At 63.3% G+C, this 19,299-nt stretch carries 16 protein-coding genes; 8 read left to right on the top strand and 8 right to left on the bottom strand.

What is annotated here, in order from left to right; all coding sequences use genetic code 11:
- Positions 1-135 precede the first annotated feature (135 nt).
- Together EAO39_RS03855 and EAO39_RS03850 are read right to left on the bottom strand one after the other, a co-directional pair.
- Positions 136-2,118 (bottom strand): Hsp70 family protein, encoded by a 1,983-nt coding sequence (locus EAO39_RS03855; protein ID WP_120966237.1) that lies wholly within the window; start codon positions 2,116-2,118, stop codon positions 136-138.
- A gap of 2 nt (positions 2,119-2,120) precedes the next feature.
- A complete protein-coding gene (locus EAO39_RS03850) occupies positions 2,121-2,786 on the bottom strand; it encodes a DUF2760 domain-containing protein (RefSeq protein ID WP_120966236.1) in 666 nt (221 codons plus the stop codon).
- A 474-nt stretch (positions 2,787-3,260) separates the two neighbouring features.
- On the opposite strand from EAO39_RS03850, the gene EAO39_RS03845 reads away from it, so the two are divergent.
- Entirely contained in the window at positions 3,261-4,163 is a 903-nt protein-coding gene (locus tag EAO39_RS03845; protein WP_120966235.1) for a transporter substrate-binding domain-containing protein, read from the top strand.
- A 176-nt stretch (positions 4,164-4,339) separates the two neighbouring features.
- On the top strand, positions 4,340-5,305 hold the full coding sequence (locus tag EAO39_RS03840) for a tripartite tricarboxylate transporter substrate binding protein (RefSeq protein WP_120966234.1): 966 nt from the start codon (positions 4,340-4,342) through the stop codon (positions 5,303-5,305).
- Between the two features lie 88 nt (positions 5,306-5,393).
- On the opposite strand, the gene EAO39_RS03835 is transcribed toward EAO39_RS03840, so the two are convergent.
- Positions 5,394-6,314, bottom strand: coding sequence for a LysR family transcriptional regulator (locus tag EAO39_RS03835; protein ID WP_120966233.1), 921 nt, complete (start codon positions 6,312-6,314; stop codon positions 5,394-5,396).
- A gap of 169 nt (positions 6,315-6,483) precedes the next feature.
- Here EAO39_RS03835 and EAO39_RS03830 point away from each other — a divergent pair, with 169 nt between their 5' ends.
- The 5 genes from EAO39_RS03830 (at position 6,484) to EAO39_RS03810 (ending at position 11,238) form a co-directional block, all read left to right on the top strand.
- Complete coding sequence (locus EAO39_RS03830; protein ID WP_120966232.1) at positions 6,484-7,893, top strand: VOC family protein; 1,410 nt, start codon at positions 6,484-6,486, stop codon at positions 7,891-7,893.
- Positions 7,890-9,128, top strand: coding sequence for a PLP-dependent aminotransferase family protein (locus EAO39_RS03825; protein WP_120966231.1), 1,239 nt, complete (start codon positions 7,890-7,892; stop codon positions 9,126-9,128). Before EAO39_RS03830 ends, EAO39_RS03825 begins: the two co-directional genes overlap by 4 nt.
- A gap of 80 nt (positions 9,129-9,208) precedes the next feature.
- A complete protein-coding gene (locus tag EAO39_RS03820; protein WP_240466892.1) occupies positions 9,209-9,430 on the top strand; it encodes a hypothetical protein in 222 nt (73 codons plus the stop codon).
- Positions 9,431-9,568: 138 nt separating this feature from the next.
- Positions 9,569-10,438: a hypothetical protein gene (locus tag EAO39_RS03815; protein ID WP_240466891.1), complete on the top strand. Its 870-nt coding sequence runs from the start codon at positions 9,569-9,571 to the stop codon at positions 10,436-10,438.
- Positions 10,439-10,533: 95 nt separating this feature from the next.
- On the top strand, positions 10,534-11,238 hold the full coding sequence (locus EAO39_RS03810; RefSeq protein ID WP_120966228.1) for a riboflavin synthase subunit alpha: 705 nt from the start codon (positions 10,534-10,536) through the stop codon (positions 11,236-11,238).
- Positions 11,239-11,384: 146 nt separating this feature from the next.
- Here the strand turns inward: EAO39_RS03810 and EAO39_RS03805 are convergent, their stop codons facing one another.
- The 4 genes from EAO39_RS03805 to EAO39_RS03790 form a co-directional block, all read right to left on the bottom strand.
- Positions 11,385-13,868, bottom strand: coding sequence for a heavy metal translocating P-type ATPase (locus tag EAO39_RS03805; protein WP_120966227.1), 2,484 nt, complete (start codon positions 13,866-13,868; stop codon positions 11,385-11,387).
- Positions 13,869-13,972: 104 nt separating this feature from the next.
- Positions 13,973-14,911, bottom strand: coding sequence for a 2-hydroxyacid dehydrogenase (locus EAO39_RS03800; protein WP_120966226.1), 939 nt, complete (start codon positions 14,909-14,911; stop codon positions 13,973-13,975).
- 92 nt (positions 14,912-15,003) lie between these two features.
- A complete protein-coding gene (locus EAO39_RS03795; protein ID WP_120966225.1) occupies positions 15,004-15,774 on the bottom strand; it encodes a class II aldolase/adducin family protein in 771 nt (256 codons plus the stop codon).
- Positions 15,756-16,637, bottom strand: coding sequence for a TauD/TfdA family dioxygenase (locus EAO39_RS03790; protein ID WP_120966224.1), 882 nt, complete (start codon positions 16,635-16,637; stop codon positions 15,756-15,758). The genes EAO39_RS03795 and EAO39_RS03790 overlap by 19 nt, the downstream gene beginning before the upstream one ends.
- Before the next feature lie 241 nt (positions 16,638-16,878).
- Here EAO39_RS03790 and EAO39_RS03785 point away from each other — a divergent pair, with 241 nt between their 5' ends.
- Positions 16,879-17,550, top strand: coding sequence for a TetR/AcrR family transcriptional regulator (locus EAO39_RS03785; protein WP_120970649.1), 672 nt, complete (start codon positions 16,879-16,881; stop codon positions 17,548-17,550).
- Between the two features lie 18 nt (positions 17,551-17,568).
- Here EAO39_RS03785 and EAO39_RS03780 read toward each other — a convergent pair whose 3' ends face one another.
- Entirely contained in the window at positions 17,569-19,296 is a 1,728-nt protein-coding gene (locus EAO39_RS03780; protein ID WP_120966223.1) for a biotin carboxylase N-terminal domain-containing protein, read from the bottom strand.
- Positions 19,297-19,299: the final 3 nt, after the last annotated feature.

Genomic DNA, 19,299 nt, shown 5'->3' with positions numbered 1-19,299 from the left:
CACAGCAGAATCCAATCAAGACTCATAGCTCCTAGCGCTTTCTGCATCAGCGCTAGAGGCATAAAACAGCCAAAAACAACAAAGCCCGCCAACCATCCGGTCAGCGGGCTTTTGCAATCAAACGGCTAAGCGGCTTTACTCGGCAGCTTCCGCCGAAGTCTCGGCCCGCACATCAAACTCCACCTTCCAGCGGTCGGTTCCACCCACGGGCACGGCATTGAGTTCCAGCGTGCCGATATCGGTGACGCGGGCTTCCAGGGTCACGGGCACGACTTCACCGGCCGCACGGCCAGCCGCAGGCAGGTTCAGCTCGATCTCTTGCAACTCCACCAGTTCCTCGGGCCCCCAGAAATCCAGCATGGTGCCGACCTGATCGGCGCGGCGCACGCTGGAGCCAAAGAAGCGCAGGCGCACGGGCTCGCCCACGACCAGGCCCAGCTCCAGATCGGTCAAGGCCACTTCCGTGCCCTCTTCCATGCCGAACGGTGCCAGGCACAGGGCGGACAGGGGCGGCTCCATGCCGGGGATGGCCGGCATATTGCTCTCCACGCCCACGTAATAGGACTGTGCGGTGCCGCCACGGATGCGCACGCCACGGCCGCTGGTGGCGATGTGGCCGTAATAGGCCGCGCCACGGGCAACGGCCAGATCGAGGTTGGCGCCGTCCAGCAGGCGGGCCGGCTCGCAAGCTTCTTCGTCCAGCCAGCCATTGATGACTTCCAGAATGCGCTGTTCGATCTGCGCGGCCTTGAGCACGCCGCCATTGAACAGAATGGCCGTGGGGTGCAGGAAGGTGGAGCCATCCACCTGCCCGGCGTTCAGGCCGTCGATCTCGGCCAGTGCGTTGACCTGGCGGCTCAGAAAGGCGGCCAGATGGCGGGTAACGGCTGCGTCTTGCGCATAAGGCAAGCCCAGCTGTGTCAGAGCTGCGCGGGCGCGGGTCTGGGGCTTGGCGCTGACGGCGACCTTGGGGAAGAAACCTTCAACCAGCATGGCCAGCACTTCGCTGCGCGTGACTTCGGTGCGAATGCTGCCACCGATGAGCTTGCTGCCACGGCTGGGCACGACCACGGGCACGGCTTGCAGGTTTTCGTCGGCCAGCAGCTGCTCCTTAGCAGCGCGGCAGCCGTGGGCCAGGGCGCGCGTTTGCCAGGCGTCCAGCTGCTTGCCCTCGGCCGCCAGCTTGCGGGCCACGCCATAGGCAAGGGCCAGGTCCATATTGTCGCCGCCGAGCAAGATGTGCTCGCCCACGGCAATGCGTTGCAGCTCCAGATTGCCTTCGCGTTCGCGCACGGCGATCAGCGACAAATCGGTGGTGCCGCCGCCCACGTCGACGACCAGAATCACGTCGCCGTTGTTGACCTGCTTGCGCCAGTCGCCGCCGCTGGCCTGAATCCAGCTGTAAAGCGCGGCCTGGGGTTCTTCCAGCAAGGTGAGATTGTGGAAACCGGCAGCCTTGCAGGCCTCGGCCGTCAGCTCGCGCGCCGCCGGGTCGAAGGAGGCAGGAATGGTGACGGTGATGTCTTGCTGGGCAAACGGAGCCTCGGGGTGGGCTTGTTCCCAGGCCCAGCGCAGATGCTCGAGATAACGGATAGAGGCCGTTAGCGGCGAGATGCGGCTGACTTCCTCGGGCGCATCGGCTGGCAGCAAGGGCGAGCGGCGATCGACGCCGGGGTGGCAAAGCCAGCTTTTGGCGCTGCTGACCAGACGAATCGGTGTGGCTGCGCCACGGCTGCGGGCGAATTCACCGACGATGAAATCCTGCGCTGCCGCACCGGGCAAGTTGCGCTCGGCCTCGCTCAGCTCGCTTTCATGCGGCAGGTAGAGAAAGGACGGCAACAGAGGCTGGGCCTCGACGCTGGCCGGAGCCGAGAGCTGGGGAATGTCCAGCACGCCTTGGACGATTTTCTCGCCGTCGCTGGCAGTCTTGTCCACATAGGACAGCGCGCAATGCGTGGTGCCCAGGTCGATGCCGATGCTGAACTGCGCCGCAGATTCAGAGCGGTTTTGGCCTGTAGTGCTTGCTGCTTGTGCGCTCGCAGCTACGGTATTTGCAGCATCCACGGCGGGAGTCTGCGCAGCATTGCCGGAGGCAGCAATCGAAGAGAACATATTCATGCTTACAGCTCCACTTCGGCTTGGGCGATGACCTTGGCGGCCTGGATGTCGGTCAGCTGGGGCAGCTTGACGTCGGTGACTTGCCAGCCACGGTGGGACAGCGTGCCGGTGAACGGGGCCTGGCCGACCACATTGCCGGTCAGGCGCACGGCGGAAGCGTCAAAGCCGGCCTGCAGCGTGAGGCGGGAGCCTTCGGCCTCGGAGCGCACGGGAGCAATGGTGAAATGCTCGCGCAGCACCTTGCGGCAGCCTTCATGCACCACACGGGCGGCGGCGCCGATTTCGGCATCGGTATAGGGCGCCACGTCTTCCTGGACGAAATCCACAAAGCGTGCTTCGCGCTGCATCAGGCCCAGCAACTGCAGGGCTGCGGTATCGGTGGACACTTCCACGGTCTTTTCAACCAGTCGCTCCACCGGCACTTCGACGCGCTTTTCCACTGTTTTTTCCACGATCTTCTCGACCGGGACTTCCACGCGGACTTCGACGATTTTCTCTACGGGAACTTCGACACGCACTTCCTTGGGCGCCACGTCGGCGGCAAAGGCTTCGCCCGCGCGTACGCGGTTCACATCGGCGGCCAGGCGGCCGTTGCCGAGGATGGCAAAAAAGCTGCCGATCGCGATGGCGATGCGGCTGAGGAATGAGGGGGGTGTGTTGGCAGTCATGGAATCTGTCTCAAAACAGGTTCACGCATGCCAGGATTCTTCCGTGGCGCCCTTGCGGGCCTGCGCTGCGCGAACCGAAAATAGAGCCCGGACCCGGCAGCTTCTGCACGGCCCGGCCCTGGCGGCACCAGGCAGGACACGCCGGACATATGTGCGCGCGGGCCTGTGCAATAGGCGCAGATGTTACCCAAAAGCACAATCTGCCGCCTCGTGACGGCCTTGCGGCCTGCAGGTCATACGCCGCAAGCATGACCTTCTTCCGTTTCATCGTTATGACGGCAGCCGCAATTGCCGGATAGTTGATGCAGGCACTTGACGGATGCATGAAGGCTGCTCAGAGAAGGCTCTGACCCGCTACGCAGCCGTTGGTTGATGCCTGTTTCATGGGCTGCAGGCAATGCGCAGCACCATGGAGGACTGAAAAATAACCGCATTGCGCTTTTGCTTTCACCTATATCCCGAGGAGACACCCCCATGCGCTTGATGACCGCGAACATAACGCTGGCATGTACCGCCCTTCTGGCCGCTTTTGGCGCCCAAGCACAGACTGCGCCCGGCGGAACGCTGGACAAGGTTCAGAAATCCGGCAAGGTCGTCATCGGCGTGCGCGAAAGCTCGGCACCCATGGCTTACGCCATAGGCGCCAATCACCGCTTCGCCGGCTACCACGTGGAGCTGTGCGAGAAGGTGCTGGCCCAGATCGCCCCCAGCGCCAAGATTGAGTACATGGCCATCACGGCCCAGAACACCATGCCCCTGGTGCAGAACGGCACGGTAGACCTGGGCTGCGGCCCCACGACCAACAACCTGAGCCGCCAGAAGCTGGTGTCCTTTGCCGTCACCACCTATGTCAGCCAGGTGCGCATGGCCGTGCGTGCGGACTCACCCGTCACCTCGTTCAAACAGCTGGACGGCAAGACCGTGGCGGCATCGACCGGCACCACCGCCGTGCAGCTGCTGCGCAAGTTCGGCCACGAGAACAATGTGAAGCTGCCGACCCAGCTGGGCAAGGACCACTTCGAGAGCTTTTTGATGCTGGAGTCCGGCCGCGCCGATGCCTTTGTGCTGGACGACAACCTGCTGGCCGGCGTGCTGGCCAACTCCAAGGACCCCAAGGGCTACAAGATCGTGGGCGAGGTGCTGGGGTCCGAACCCATCGCCCTGCTGATGCGCAAGGACGACCCCACATTCAAGAAAGCCGTGGACGACGCGCTGATGCGCATGATGAAGAGCGGCGAAGTGGCCAAGGTCTACGACAAGTGGTTTATGCAGCCCATTCCGCCCAAGGAAATGCCGCTGAACCTGCCCATGAGCGACACCCTCAAGCAACTGCTGCAAAACCCCAACGACAAGCCGCTGGAAGCCTACGCATCGTAAGCGGCCTGCAGATGAGCTGCCACAGCACATTGGTGCAAGCCCATCTGCCATCTCCAGACACAAGGGCATAAAAATTGCAGCGCTTGCCTTGAGCGCCCAGGATGCCGTTACATGAATCGCATGCACCCAGGCATCAGCTCAGCAACACTGCAAGCACAGAGAGGAACTGCACCATCATGCAACGTCGTCATTTCATGCTCACAAGCGCCATGGCGCTGGGCCTGCCTTCCGTCCAGGCACAAAGCCCTTGGCCCCAGAAACCCGTGCGGGTCGTGATTCCGTATGCCGCAGGCGGTGTGACGGACAGTGTCGGCCGCAAGCTCGTGGACAAGATGGGCCAAGTCCTGGGACACAACTTTGTTGTCGAAAACAAAGGCGGAGCAGGCGGCACGCTTGGCATGGCAGAAATGGCCAAGGCTGCGCCCGATGGCTACACGCTGGCGCTCAGCGCCATCAGTCCGTTGACGCTGTCACCGCACCTGATGAAGCTGCCTTACGATCCGTTCAAAGACATTACGGCGGTCGTCCCCATGATGTACTCGCCCGTCTATGTGCTGGCCACCACCGCGTTCAAGGGCAGCAGCTGGCAAGACCTGATTGCGCAAGCCAAGGCCAACCCGGGCAGTGTTCGGATTGCCACTTCGGGGATTGGCTCGGTCGGTCACATCATGGTGGAGCAGATTCAGGCCAAGACCGGCGCGCAGTTCATCCATGTGCCCTACAAAGGCGTGGGGCAGACCGTCACCGATGCAGTAGGTGCACATTTCGAAATCATGATGGGCAACCCGTTTTCGACCGTCAACAGCCTGATCGAACAAGGCAAGCTGCGTGTGCTGGCAACCACGGGCCCTCAACGTGCGCCCAACCAGCCCAAAGTGGCGACCCTGGCAGAGTTGGGCGTGCCAGAGGCCAACCTCACCTCTCTCTTCGGCTTCATGGCCCCGGCAGGCACGCCAGCGAGCATTGTGGAAAAGCTTAATGCCCTGGTGCAGCAGCAGGTGCAAACCAAGGAAATTCAAGACCTGCTGAACGCCACGGACAACATCGCCTTGCGGCAAAGCGCTGCCACATTCACGGACTTGCTGCGCAAGGAAAGTGACAACAACGCGGCCATCATCAAAAAGGCCGGCATCCGGATCTGAGCGTCTGGCGTGCAAGCGTTGACGGCCCTCACCTCAATGCAAAACACGCTCTGAAGCCTATGGGAGCTGCGCAAGCAGCTCTTGTTTTTTATGGCTTTGAGGCACCATCCTTGAAACCTTGGCTGGCCTCTTGCAGCCATCCGCGAAAAGCCAGCAGCGGCGGATAGCTGGAGCGGCTGGTGGGCCAGGCCAGGTAATAGCGCTCGGCGCTTTCGACCTCGGGCAGCTGAGGCAAGGCCTGGACCAGGTCGCCGCTCTGCAGCTCGCGCTGGATCAGAAACTTGGGCAGCAAGGCCACGCCCACACCGGCAATCGCCGCCTGAGCCGCCGTGGCGAACTGGTCGAACAACATGCCTTGCATATCGCGGACCTGACAGGCCTGGCTGCCGAACCAGCGCCGCCAGGCATCGGGGCGCGAGGCCAGGTGCAGCAGCGGCGCACGCAGCAAGTCCTGCGGCTGGGCAAACCGGTGCCGCTCCATCACGTCCGGGCTGCAGGCCGGCACCACGGTCTCGCTCATCAAGAACTCCAGCTCGGCACCCGGCCAGTGGGGCAGGCCGAAATGGATGGCCGCATCCACGGCTTCCAGCTGAAAGTCGAACTGCGACAACCGCGTGGTCAGATTGATGGTGATGCCAGGATGGGCGCTGAAGAACTGCGGCAGCCTGGGCGCCAGCCAGCGCGTGCCAAACGTGGGCAGGATGGCCAGGTTCAGGCTGCCGCCTTGCGGATTGGTGCGAAAGCCCAGCGTGGCATTGGAGATGCGCACCAGGGCCGCACGAATCTCCTGCGCATAGGCCTGGCCTGCGGCACTGAGCCGCACGGTCTGGCGCTCGCGCACGAAAAGCGCCGTGCCCAGGCGTTCCTCCAGCGCACGGATCTGGCGGCTGACGGCGCTTTGCGTCAGATGCAACTCGGACGCCGCCGCAGTAAAGCTCTGCAGCCGCGCCGAAGCCTCGAAAGCGCACAACAGAGACATGGGAGGCAGAAAACGACGGGAAAGCTGCATGGTGGGGGCGAGGGAGAAAGAGAGCTGCTGGCGATCATTCCGTTTGGGTATGACCTACAGGCGGGATTATCGTTTGACCAAAATCAGGCAGCCGCCCAACATCTTGCATATCTCTGCGGCAAAACCCTTGGTTCAGCCGCCCCACGACCCCCAGCCCTTTAGTTCTGTCATGAGCGCCACGCATACCAACTCCAGCCGCTTTGTTTCCAGCAACGACATCCGCACGCGCTTCTCGCGCGCCATGTCCGAGATGTACCGCAAGGAAGTTCCGCAATACGGCACGCTGATCGAGCTGGTAGCCGATGTCAACGCCCTGAGCCTGCAAGCCGACCCAGAGCTGCGCCAGCGCATGAGCAGGAGCGGCGAGCTGGAACGCCTGGACGTGGAGCGCCACGGCGCCATCCGCGTGGGCAGCTCACAGGAACTGGCCACGCTGCGCCGCCTGTTTGCCGTGATGGGCATGGAGCCCGTGGGCTATTACGACCTCTCGGTGGCCGGCGTGCCCGTGCATTCCACGGCCTTCCGCCCTGTGGATGACGACGCTCTGCGGGCCAATCCCTTCCGGGTCTTTACCTCGCTGCTGCGCCTGGAGCTGATTGCCGATGCGGCGCTGCGCGCCCAGGCCGCCGAAATCCTGGACCGCCGCCAGATCTTCACACCCCGCGCCCTGGCGCTGATAGAGCAGGCCGAGCGCAGCGGCGGTCTGGACAGCCAGGATGCCGACGCTTTTGTGCAGGAGGCGCTGGAGACTTTCCGCTGGCACAGCGATGCCACCGTGGACGCAGCCACCTACGATGCACTGCAAAAATCGCACCGCCTGGTGGCCGATGTGGTCTGTTTCAAAGGCCCGCACATCAACCATCTGACGCCGCGCACGCTGGACATTGATACCGCCCAGGCCGGCATGCCGGAGCGCGGCATGGATGCCAAGGACGTGGTGGAAGGCCCGCCCCAGCGCGCCTGCCCTATTTTGCTGCGCCAGACCAGCTTCAAGGCGCTCAAGGAAGCCATACGCTTTACCGATGACTCTGTCGATGACGCCCGTGCCGGCGCCCACACCGCCCGCTTCGGCGAGATCGAGCAGCGCGGCGTGGCGCTGACGCGCCAGGGACGCGCCCTGTACGACGAGCTGCTGGCCCAGGTGCGCAGCATGGACAATGCCGGCAGCGCCTCGGCCGACTATGCGAGCCGCCTGCAGCAGGTCTTCACGCAGTTTCCCGACACGCACGAGGCGCTGCGCCAGCAGGGCCTGGCCTTTTACCGCTACAGCCTGACCGAGCAAGGCCTGGCCCAAGCCGGCCAGGCGGCTGACCATGAAGAGCTGGAAGCGCTGATCGCCCAGGGCCTGGTGCAGGCCGAGCCCATCACCTATGAAGACTTTCTGCCCGTGAGCGCGGCCGGCATCTTCCAGTCCAACCTGGGCGGCGAGGAGCAAAAACAATACCAGGCCCATGCTGCGCAGCAGGTCTTCGAAAGCGCCCTGGGCGCCCGCGTGCATGACGAGATCGCCTTGTACGAACGCGCCCAGCAGCAGTCCATGGCGCAGGTGCGCGACAGCCTGAGCGGAGCCCTGGCATGAAGCAGAACGCATCGCTGGCCGCTTTTGCCGCACCGTTTGCCGAACCTGCCGGTTCGCCCATACGCGAGCTGTTTCCTTATCTGTCCCGCCCCGGCATGATCTCGCTGGCTGGCGGCTACCCCTCACCCAGCCTGTTTGATGCCGAAGGCCTGGCCCAGGCAGCCCAGCAGGCCATGACGCAGGGTTGGTCCACGCTGCAATACAGCGCCACCGAAGGCCTGCCCGAGCTGCGTGAGGCTTTGGCACTGCAGGCGCAGGAGCGCGGCATGCAGGCCACGGCCGCCGACATTCTGGTGACCACGGGCTCGCAGCAAGCTTTCGACCTGCTGGTGCGCGTGCTGGTGGAGCCCGGCGATACGGTGCTGGTCGAGGTTCCGGCCTACCCCGCCACGCTGCAGGCCCTGCGCCTGGCCCAGGCCCGCATCCTACCCATTCCCATGGACGAGCACGGACTGCAGACCGACGCCCTGGCCGAGCTGCTGGCGGCCCTGCCCGCAGCACAACGCCCCAAGCTGCTGTACAGCGTGCCCAACTTCTCCAACCCGCGCGGCACGCTGCTGACGGGCGAGCGCCGCGAAGCCCTGGTGCAGTTGGCCTTGCAATACGGCTTCTGGGTGGTGGAAGACGATCCCTATGGCGAGCTGCGCTTTGACGATCCTTGCGGCCTGCCAGAAACCATGCCAGCCACCGTACGCGGCACAGGCCAGCGGCTGGCGGAGGCCGGCCACAACCCGGTCGTCTATCTGTCCAGCCTGTCCAAAACCGTGGCGCCTGCGCTGCGCGTGGGCTGGATGCTGGCCGACGCCCCGCTGCTGCGCCGCTGCACCGTGGCCAAGCAGACCGCCGATCTGTGCACCTCTGCGCTGACGCAGATGGTGGCGGCCTGCTATCTGCAAAGCGGCCGCTACCCGGCCACGGTGCAACGCGCCCGCCAGGAATACCAGCGCCGCATGCAGACCCTGGTTCAAGGCCTGAGCACAGGGCCGGACAGCGGCATACGTTGCTCGCGCCCTGCGGGCGGCATGTTTGTCTGGGCCGAGCTGGACCGCAGCATCCATCCGCAAAAGCTTTTCGACGCCGCCGTGGCCCAGGGCGTGATCTATGTGCCGGGCAAGGCCTTCTATCCGGCCGACCCCGATCTGCACACGCTGCGCATGTCGTTTGCCGCGCCCGAGGTGGCGCAGATTGAGCAAGCCGTGGAGCGGCTGCGCACCGCCGTGCAGCAAAGCCGGTAACAAGGTCTAAGCTCGGCCAGAGCGGCCTTGACATCGGCACCCGCGTCAGGGGGCTCTGGCGCTGGCGGCTGCGCCCGGCCATGTCACGCGGCATAATTCGGGCTCAAGAACCCCCTCCCTCCATGGCCTGCATCACCCAGTCACCCGCTGCCCGCTTGCTCCGCACCTCGCTTGCGACGGTGCAGGCTGCGCGTGCCTGCGTGCTGCGCACCCAGCAAGCACTGCGCCATGGAGTTCCCACCGCCTTCGTGAGCCTCAGTGGCGTCACGGCCATGCTTTCCGCCGCCGTGCGGAAGGTCTAAGGCACACCAACCTCCCTCCGCACGGCCCCAAGCACTTGCAAACTGCAGGCGCAAGGGAAAGGCCTATCCACGTCTGCTCAGACAGCCTAGCCACGCGCCCGCTTTCCCGAACCCTATCTCGGAGGCTTGGCCATGGACATGGAACTCTCACAAACTTTTCTGCGCGGCAAAAACCCTTGCGCCATGGGTTACCGCTGGTTTGTTCGCAACAACCTGAGCGGCGGTGATTACCAGGCCGCCATGGACACGCAAGTGGCCGCCGGCCGTGTCGATGATGCACGCTGGCTGCTGGAGAATTTCGGCAGCACCAACACCGTGCTGGAAGTGGAGCACCTGGAGGCCGACAACTTTGTCTATGCCGGCACCTTGATCGTGCGCGGCGATGTGCGCGTCAGCGGCCAGTTGCTGGTGGGGCGCAGCCTGCAAGTGGGTGGCGGCATTCGCGCCGGCAAGCTTGAAGCGGGTGAAGACCTGCAGTGCGAAGGCGCCATTTTTTGCGATGAACTGCTGCAGGCAGGGGGCCATATCAAGGCCGCGTGGAGCGTGGAAGTCCAGGGCAAGATTCGTGCTGCCGATTTGCGTGCAGGCTGGGAGCTGCGCTGCGGCGACGATGTGACGCTCAAAGGCGGCCTGCAAGTCGGTCAGGAGATTGAGGTCCAAGGCCGTCTGACCTGCGCCAAAGGCCTGCGCGCCGGTGGCCGCGTGGCCGTGCAGGGCCTGCTGGAAGCGGGTGACGGCATTGCATCGAATGACAGCATCGACTGCGGCAACCACATACAGGCGGGCTGGGGCATCAAGGCCCTGGGCGATATCCGCGCGGCCTGCAGCATTCGCGCAGGCGAGACGCTGCAGGCCGACGGCGAAATAGCCGCCGGCTCCGGCTATGGCGTGTTTGCCGGCATGAATGTGCAGATGCAAGCCTGGCCTGACTGCGCCTGGGTACGGGCCCTCAAAAAGCCGCAAGGCCTGATCAGCGGATTTTGGGAAGGCCAGCCCTCCTTGGCCTGAGCGCTGCGGGGCGAAGCCACAAGCAGGCAAAATAAGGACTTTGAACCGTGGCTGCGGCGTCTTGCGCCCGGCCTGTTGAAAAGAGAGACCCATCCGTGTTTACCGGCATCATTCAGGCCGTGGCAAAGATTGCCGCGCTGCGCGACCAGGACGGTCTGCGCACTTTCACCATGGAGTTCCCCGAGGGCTTTTGCCAGGAGCTGGCCATTGGCGCCAGCGTCTCCCACGACGGCGTTTGCCTGACGGTGACGGAAAACCTATCGCCCACCACGGCCAGCTTTGATGTGATGCTGCAAAGCCTGAACATCACCACCCTGGGCAGCTACCAGGTGGGCGATGCCATCAATGTGGAGCGCGCGGCCAGGGACGGCGCCGAGATTGGCGGCCATCCGCTGTCCGGCCATGTGGACTTCACCGCGCCGCTGCTGGAAGTTCTGAGCACCGACACCAATCACAAGATCCGCTTCGGCATTCCCGAAGCCTTTCGCGCCTATGTGTTTGCCAAGGGCTATATCGCCGTCAACGGCGCCAGCCTGACCGTCTCCGAAGTCAACCGCAAGGAGGGCTGGTTCGAGGTCTGGCTGATTCCCGAAACCCTGCGCATGACGGTGTTCGGCAACAAGCGCGTGGGCGATCTGGTCAACATCGAGATCGAACGCAGCACCCAGGTGGTGGTGGATACGGTGCGCGAAACCGTGGAAGCCAGCCTGGGCCGACTCAAGCCCGTGCTTGAAGCCCTGCTCAAGGAAAAAGGCCTGAGCCTGGATGATTTTGTGGACGTGCCGCAGATACCCCGCTAAGCCCTCCCCCATCAAAAAAGCGCTGAATTCAGCGCTTTTTTGCATTGAATCGGCATCAACCCCTTTATTCATAAGCGCTTACAGCTATGAATAAAGGAATACAACAAGCCGCCTGACGGTGCGCCACCACCGCCAGGCACAAACCATCAGAGCGCAGGCTTGAAACGCTTGAGCCGCAGCGCATTGCTCAGCACGAACACGCTGGACAACGCCATGGCACCTGCGGCAAAAACCGGCGACAGCAGCATGCCGTTGAAGGGGTAGAGCAGGCCGGCAGCCACCGGAATCAAAGCCACGTTATAGGCAAAGGCCCAGAACAGGTTTTGGCCGATATTCTTCATCGTGGCCTTGGACAGCGCAATCGCATTGGGCACGCCGGCAAGATCGCCGGACATCAGCACCACGTCGGCCGCTTCGATGGCGATATCGGTGCCCGTGCCGATGGCAATGCCCACATCGGCCTCGGCCAGCGCGGGGGCATCGTTGATGCCGTCGCCCACATAGGCCAGCGTGCCATGCTCCTGCTTCAGGCGCTGCACGGCCTCGACCTTGCCGCCCGGCAACACCTCGGCCACCACTTCATCAATGCCCAGCTGGCGCGCAATGGCGCGGGCCGTGTACTGGTTGTCACCTGTGATCATCGCCACCTTCAGGCCCAGCGCATGCAGGGCATCAATGGCCGGTTTGGTGCTGGCTTTGATAGGGTCGGCCACGGCAATCATGGCGGCCAACCGACCGCCAATGGCGGCATACAGCGGCGTCTTGCCTTCATCGCCCAGGCGGGCGGCTTCGCTGGCAAAGTGGGCCACATCCAGACCCAGCTCGCGCATGAAACGGTCGGCACCGATTTCCACCTTCACGCCGCCGGCCACAGCACGCACGCCAAAGCCGGTGACGGATTCAAAAGCATCGATACCGGGAATCGTCAGTCGCTGTGCCTTGGCCGCATCCACAATGGCACGTGCAATCGGGTGCTCGGAGCGATCTTCCACCGCCGCGACCTGGGCCAGCACGGCGCTGTATTCAAAACCATCGGCCAGCACCAGATCCGTCAGCTCGGGGCGGCCCTTGGTCAGGGTGCCGGTCTTGTCCACCGCCACCACCTTGGCATCCTTGAGCTGCTGCAAGGCCTCTCCCTTGCGCAGCAGCACGCCCATTTGCGCAGCCCGGCCCGTGCCCACCATGATGGAAGTCGGCGTGGCCAGACCCATGGCGCAAGGGCAGGCGATGATGAGCACGGCCACGGCATTGACCAGGGCAAAGCTCAGCGCGGGCGACGGACCCCAGATCAGCCAGACCACAAAGGTCAGCAGGGCAGCGGCCATGACGGCCGGCACAAACCACATGGTGATCTTGTCCACCAGGGCCTGAATCGGCAGCTTGCTGCCCTGGGCCTGCTCCACCATGCGGATGATCTGCGCCAGCAGCGTATCGGCACCCACCTTGGTGGCCTTGAACACCAGGGCACCGTTCTGGTTGATCGTGCCGCCCACGACTTCAGCGCCTGCGGTTTTCTCCACCGGCACGGGCTCGCCGCTGATCATGGATTCGTCGACAAAGCTCTGGCCTTCGATGACTTCGCCATCGACGGGAATGCGCTCGCCAGGGCGGACCTCGATCACATCGCCGGCGTGTACCAGGGCGATATCCAGCTCTTCGACGGCACCGTTGCGGCGCACGCGGGCGGTCTTGGCCTGCAATTGCACCAGACGGCGAATGGCTTCGGAGGTATTGCCCTTGGCACGCGCCTCCAGAAAGCGGCCCAGCAGGATCAGCGCCACGATGACGGCCGCGGCTTCGTAGTACACATTCACCGTGCCGGCGGGCAACAGCTGCGCGGCAAAGGTCGCCACCACCGAGTAGGCAAAGGCCGCCGCCGTGCCCACCGCCACCAACGAATTCATGTCGGGCGCGCCGCGCAACAGGGCGGGCACGCCTTTTTCAAAAAAGCGCCGACCGGGGCCGATCAGCACCAGCGCCGTCAGCACAAACTGAATCAGCCAACTGGTCTGCGTACCTATGGTGCCCGCAATCCAGTGGTGGAAGGCCGGCACCATATGGCCGCCCATTTCCAGAATGAACACGGGCAGCGCCAGCACCGTGGCAATCGTCAGCGCCCGCTTGAGCGAGGCACGCTCGGCCGCCTGACGCTGGGCAGCGGCGTCTTCGCCTGCGGTTCCGGCGTTCTGCGCCACGGGCTGGGCTTCATAGCCGGCCTTGGCAATGGCTGCAATCAAGGCGCTGACCTCGGTATCGCCCTGCAGCTGCACGCTGGCACGCTCGGTGGCCAAGTTGACGGTGGCGCTTTGCACACCAGGCACTTTCTTCAAGGCCCGCTCCACCCGGCCCACGCAGGAGGCGCAGGTCATGCCATTGACCTGCAAGTCCACGTTCTGCGTTGGCACGGCATAGCCGGCCTTTTCAATAGCCGCCACAACCTGCGGCAAGATGGCCGAAGCCTGGGCAGGGTCGTCAATGGTCAGGCTGGCTTTTTCAGTGGCCAGATTGACCACGGCCTGCTGCACGCCCGGCACTTTCTTGAGTGCGCGCTCGACACGGCCCACGCAGGATGCGCAAGTCATGCCTTCGACCTGCAACTCCACAACGCCATTTTTCGCCAATGCATTCATAGTCTTCTCCATTCACGTTGGATGTGACTTTAAAGATTGACATGATGTGAATGTCAAGCCCTGCGATCTATCCGCATGCGAATGGCAGAAAAACTTGATCTGACTCAGCCCGCAGTTTCAAGCAAACCGAAATGCTCCAGCAGCTGCGCCTCGGCCTGCACCAGCATGGCCTGCTGGCCCTGAACGGTTGAGCTGGCCATATGCGGCGTGAGCACAATATTGGGCAGATTCCGCAAGGCTTCGGGCACTTGCGGCTCATGGGCAAACACATCAAGGGCCGCAGCAGCAATCGTGCGGCTTTGCAGCGCCTGCAGCAACGCGGCCTCGTCCACGATGGAGCCTCGGCCGATATTGACCAGCACGCCTTGCGGGCCCAGAGCCTGCAGCACCTGTGCATCGATCAGCCCCTGCGTCTCGGGGCCGCCGCTGGCACAGACCACCAGAAAATCCACGGCGGCGGCCAACTCCGGCACGCTGTCATACCAGCGATAAGCCACATTGCTCTTGAGCGCGCGCCCGGTATAGGCAATCGATATATCAAAGGCCTGCGCCCGTATGGCTACAGCGCTGCCAATACGCCCCAGGCCGACGATGCCCATGCGTCGGCCTGAAAAGCGCATGCTGGGCGGATGGCGGCCCTGCAGCCACAGGCCCTGCTGTACAAAGCGGTGGGCTTGCACAATCTGCCTCGTGGCCGCCAGCAGCAAGGCCAGCGTGTGATCCGCAATGTCTTCGGTGGACACTTCAGGCGTGTTGCGCACCGCAATGCCTTGCGCCGCAGCGGCATCCAGATCGATGCCGTCCATGCCCACGCCGATGACGGAAATCATCTCCAGCGCAGGCCATCGCTGCATCTGCTCCCGGCTCACCACCGATTGCGCGTTGCACAACATGGCACGCACCTGTGCAGCAAGCGCCATGCGCTGAACATGATCCAGCCCAGCATCGCCGTGCAGTACAAAGTGTCTATGCAAGCGCTCGCGCAAGCTGGGCGGAACAGGCGTCACCAGCAGCAGATGGGGACGCGAATCTGGGGCAGTCATGAGAGAAACTTTCAGAGAAGCGAAGGCATTCCTCGCTTCCCGCGAGCCAAGCCGTGGGAAGCGACGGAAAGCAAGGAGTGCGAGGAAAGGGCTTACTCAAGCACCGAGGGGTCGTGACGGATTTCCTCGCGGCACATGGCCTCCCAAAGGAAAGGAAAACCATTGAGATCGGTGCGCCCCCCCGTAGCCTGTACCACGGCCTGGCTCAAGGGGTTGCCGCCACCTAGCGCCTGCACCCGCCAGGCCAGGCGGCAGCGCCACTCCAGCGTGATGGCGCGCAGATGGGCCTGGCGAATGCTGCCGCCCACCACCAACGCGCCATGGTTGGCCAGCAGCGCCCATTTGTTCTGCCCCAGCGCGTTGGCGACGGCATTGCCCAGTGCACGCTGCTCCACCGTGCCACGGTATTCGTCATAGACCACCGGGTCGGTATCCACCAGCGCCGAGGTCTGGTCATAGACCGGCGGCACCTTGCCCGTAGCCGACCAGACCGAACTCCACTCGGGGTGGTTGTGAATCACCACCCGCACATCGTGGCGCAAGTTGTGCACATCGATATGCAGCTGAATGGCGGGCGTGATATTCCACTCACCCTCCACCACATTGCCTTGCGCATCGAGCCGCAGGATGTCGGAAGCGGTCAGCTCGCTCCAGGTCAGCTCCCAGGGGTTGGCCAGATAGCTGCCGTCATCGAGGCGCAGGGTGATATGGCCGGCAATATGGTCGTTATAGCCTTCACGGGACAGCACGCGGCATAGCAGCGCGACTTGCTGGCGCTCGTTCAAAACAGGCAGCAAGGGCTTGCGCCCCGGGCGCGGCGCGTATTTGGCAAGCAGTTCCTGATTCAAACCGTCGTGGCGCATACGGCCTCCTTATTGTGTTGCTGGATAGGGGCTGCGCTCTGGCGTGCGAACACCGAGGCACGGTGCATGCGGCGCTGATGCGGGGCGTAGTCGAGGATGGCGTTGTGCACCACGCTGCGGTTGTCCCAGATCACCATGTCGCCCAGCGTCCAGCGGTGCTTGAACATGAACTCCACCTGCATGTAATGCGCATGCAGATAGGCCAGGATGGCGCGGCTTTCGGCCGGCGGCAGACCGTCGATATGCGTGACATAGGTGGGGCTGATGTACAGCGCCTTGCGCCCTGTCACGGGATGGACGCGCACCATGGGATGCAGGTGACGACGGTTTTGCGTCACCACTTGCACATAGCGCTCATGGCTGACCACACCCTGCTGCAGCGCGGCCGTCATGGGTGCGTTCATGTCATGCCAGGCATGCAGACCTTCGAGATACTGCTTCATGCGCGCCGACAGCGCGTCGTAAGCGCTGGTCATGCTGATCCAGCAGGTATCCCCACCCGTGGGCGGCAGAATGCGCGCATGGGTCATGGTGACCATGGGAGGACTGGGCAGAAAGCTCTCGTCGTGGTGCCACATATCGGCACGGTCGCCCAGCTTGGAATCAATCACCGTGATCTGCTCATAGTCCTGCCCCAGATTGGGATAGAAGGTGTGCACCTCGGGCTCGCCAAAATGCAGGGCTATCGCCAGCTGCTGCTCGGGCGTCATCTCGGGCACATGCAACACCAGGGTTTCATGTTGGACCAGGGCCGCTTCCAACTGCTGCAAGGTCTGTGCCGACAGCTTGCCTGCCAGATCCAGCCTCAGCACTTCGGCACCAATGCGCGGGCCAAGGGCCCGTACCGTCAAGGGGGGTGACATGTTTTTCTCCTCTATGCAATGTCTTGCCTGAGTGCAGCGCTTGGCTCTCCTCCTGCGCGTGACTCAAACGCTTCAGGTCGCTCTTTACCGCTAGGATGTAGAGCTTCCTGGCTGCAAAGTCTAGAGAGCGAAGCGAGGCTTTTCCACTCGCATTCAGCTACCCACAGAGAAGCCGCAAGCCATTGATACAACAGGAAAAAACACGCACAAACCCAGCCACCGAAAACGGCACTTGCATTTCATGGACGCCACATCGCCACCTCTTCCCAAAGATCAGCTGCCCCAGCCGCGCAAGCTACCCATGCAGGCACGCTCCAGGGCGCTGGTCGATGCGGTTGCCGAGGCCTGCCTGCGCATTCTGGAAAAGGAAGGCGAGGATGCGCTGACCGTGAACCGGATTGCCGAGGTATCGGGAGCCACCGTGGGCTCGATCTACCAGTACTTCCCGAACAAGGAATCCATGATTGCGGCGGTCTATGAGCGCCTGCTTGATCAGGAATCCCAGCAGCTTTTTCAGATGCGCGAGCAGCTGCACGGGCTGCCGCTGCAAGCCGTGCTGCGCCAGGTGTTTGCCAACATGATCCGGGTGGAGCTGCGCCTGAACCGACTCAGTCATGGGTTTCATGCGCGCTATCGCAACGCCCTGCATCTGGGGCTGTGGCACGCGCCGCAAGCCAGCCGGCAGGAGTTCATCAACACCACCTGGCTGCCGCTGCTGCAAATGCATGCGAGCGAGGTACAGACCGACAATCTGCAGCTGGCGGCCTATCTCATGGGCCAGGGCCTGCGCGAAATCATTCACAGCGCCGTGCAGGACATGCCAGAGCAAGCGCAATCCAGCGACTTTCTCGATGCCCTGGTGGCCATGGCCCTGAGCTGCATAAAAAAACGCGGCCCTGAGGCCGCGCTTTGAGAGACTGAGCTTAGGACTTCAGCGGATGTGCGCCAGCACGGCGCCCAGCACCTGTGCGGTTCCGGCTTGCGCAGCAAGCGTGATGCGGCCGCTTTGGTGTGCCGCCACCTGCATCTCCATCTTCATGGCTTCCATCACGGCAATCACATCGCCTTCCTTGACTTCATCGCCATCGGCCACTTTCCAGGCGTGCAGATTGCCGGCAATCGGCGAGGCAACAGCGGACGGGTCCAGCGCTTCCTGCGCAGGAGCCGAGGCGGCCGCGCCGCCCGAACCCGTGGCCAGGCCTTGCAGCAGCATGGCTGGCAAGCCCAGTTGTACACGACGGCCGTCGATTTCGATCGCGGTACGCACCAGGCTGGTATCAACCATGGGCTCGGCACGCACGGCGGCAGCCAGAGGTTCGGCAAAGTCGGACTCGATCCAGCGGGTGTGGACCTTGAAGCCGTCTGCGCCCAGAAAGTCCGCATGCTCGATCACGGCCTTGTGGAAAGGCAGTACCGAAGCCACGCCCTCGATCTTGAACTCGCGCAGCGCACGGCGGGCGCGGGCCAGAGCCTGCTCGCGTGTGGCACCGGTCACGATGAGCTTGGCCATCATGGAGTCGAAACTGCCGGGAATCACCGAACCCGATTCCACACCCGTATCCAGGCGCACGCCAGGGCCCGAGGGCGGTGCAAAACGCAGGATGGGACCGGGTGTGGGCAGGAAGCCGCGACCCACGTCCTCGGCATTGATACGGAACTCAATGGAGTGAGCCCTGGGCTTGGGGGTCTCGGTGACGGACAGCGGCAGGCCGTCGGCTACGCGCAGTTGCTCTATCACCAGATCCACGCCCGTGGTTTCCTCGGTCACCGTGTGTTCCACCTGCAGGCGGGTGTTGACCTCCAGGAAGGAAATCGCGCCATTGCCGCTCAGCAAAAACTCCACCGTGCCGGCGCTGACATAGCCGGCTTCGGCACAGATGGCCTTGGCCGCATCGTGAATGCGGGCGCGCTGCTCTTCGGTGATGAAAGGCGCGGGAGCCTCTTCCAGCAGCTTCTGGTTGCGGCGCTGCAGCGAGCAGTCACGCGTGCCCATCACCACCACATTGCCATGCGTATCGGCCAGCACCTGGGCTTCGATATGGCGGGGCTTGTCGAGGAACTGCTCCACAAAGCATTCGCCGCGGCCGAAAGCCGTCACCGCTTCGCGCACGGCGGATTCGTACAGCTCGGCCACCTCATCCATGCGCCACGCGATCTTCATGCCGCGACCGCCGCCGCCAAACGCAGCCTTGATGATGATGGGCAGACCATGCTGCTGTGCAAACGCCAGCACTTCATCGGCGCTTTGCACCGGATCTGGCGTTCCAGCCACCAGCGGAGCACCGACCTTGAGGGCAATCTTGCGCGCTTCCACCTTGTCGCCCAGCTTGGCGATGGTGTCGGGGCGCGGTCCGATCCAAGCCAGACCGGCATCGGTCACCGCTTGTGCAAAGGCTTCGCTTTCCGACAGAAAGCCATAGCCGGGGTGCACGGCATCGGCACCCGACTTCTTGGCAATCGCCATCAGCTTGGCGATGTTCAGATAGGTCTCGGCGGGCTTGTCGCCGTCCAGACCAAAAGCCTCATCGGCCATGCGAGCGTGCAGGGCATCGATATCGGCATTGGCATACACGGCCACGGATTTCACGCCGTAGTCGGCACAGGCGCGGGCAATGCGGACGGCGATCTCGCCACGGTTGGCAATCAATACTTTTTTCATAAA

The organism is Comamonas sp. lk (assembly GCF_900564145.1).
Taxonomy (GTDB): domain Bacteria; phylum Pseudomonadota; class Gammaproteobacteria; order Burkholderiales; family Burkholderiaceae_C; genus Comamonas.
Note: the sequence above shows the minus strand (reverse complement) of the source record. Positions and strands in the feature narration are given on the sequence as shown.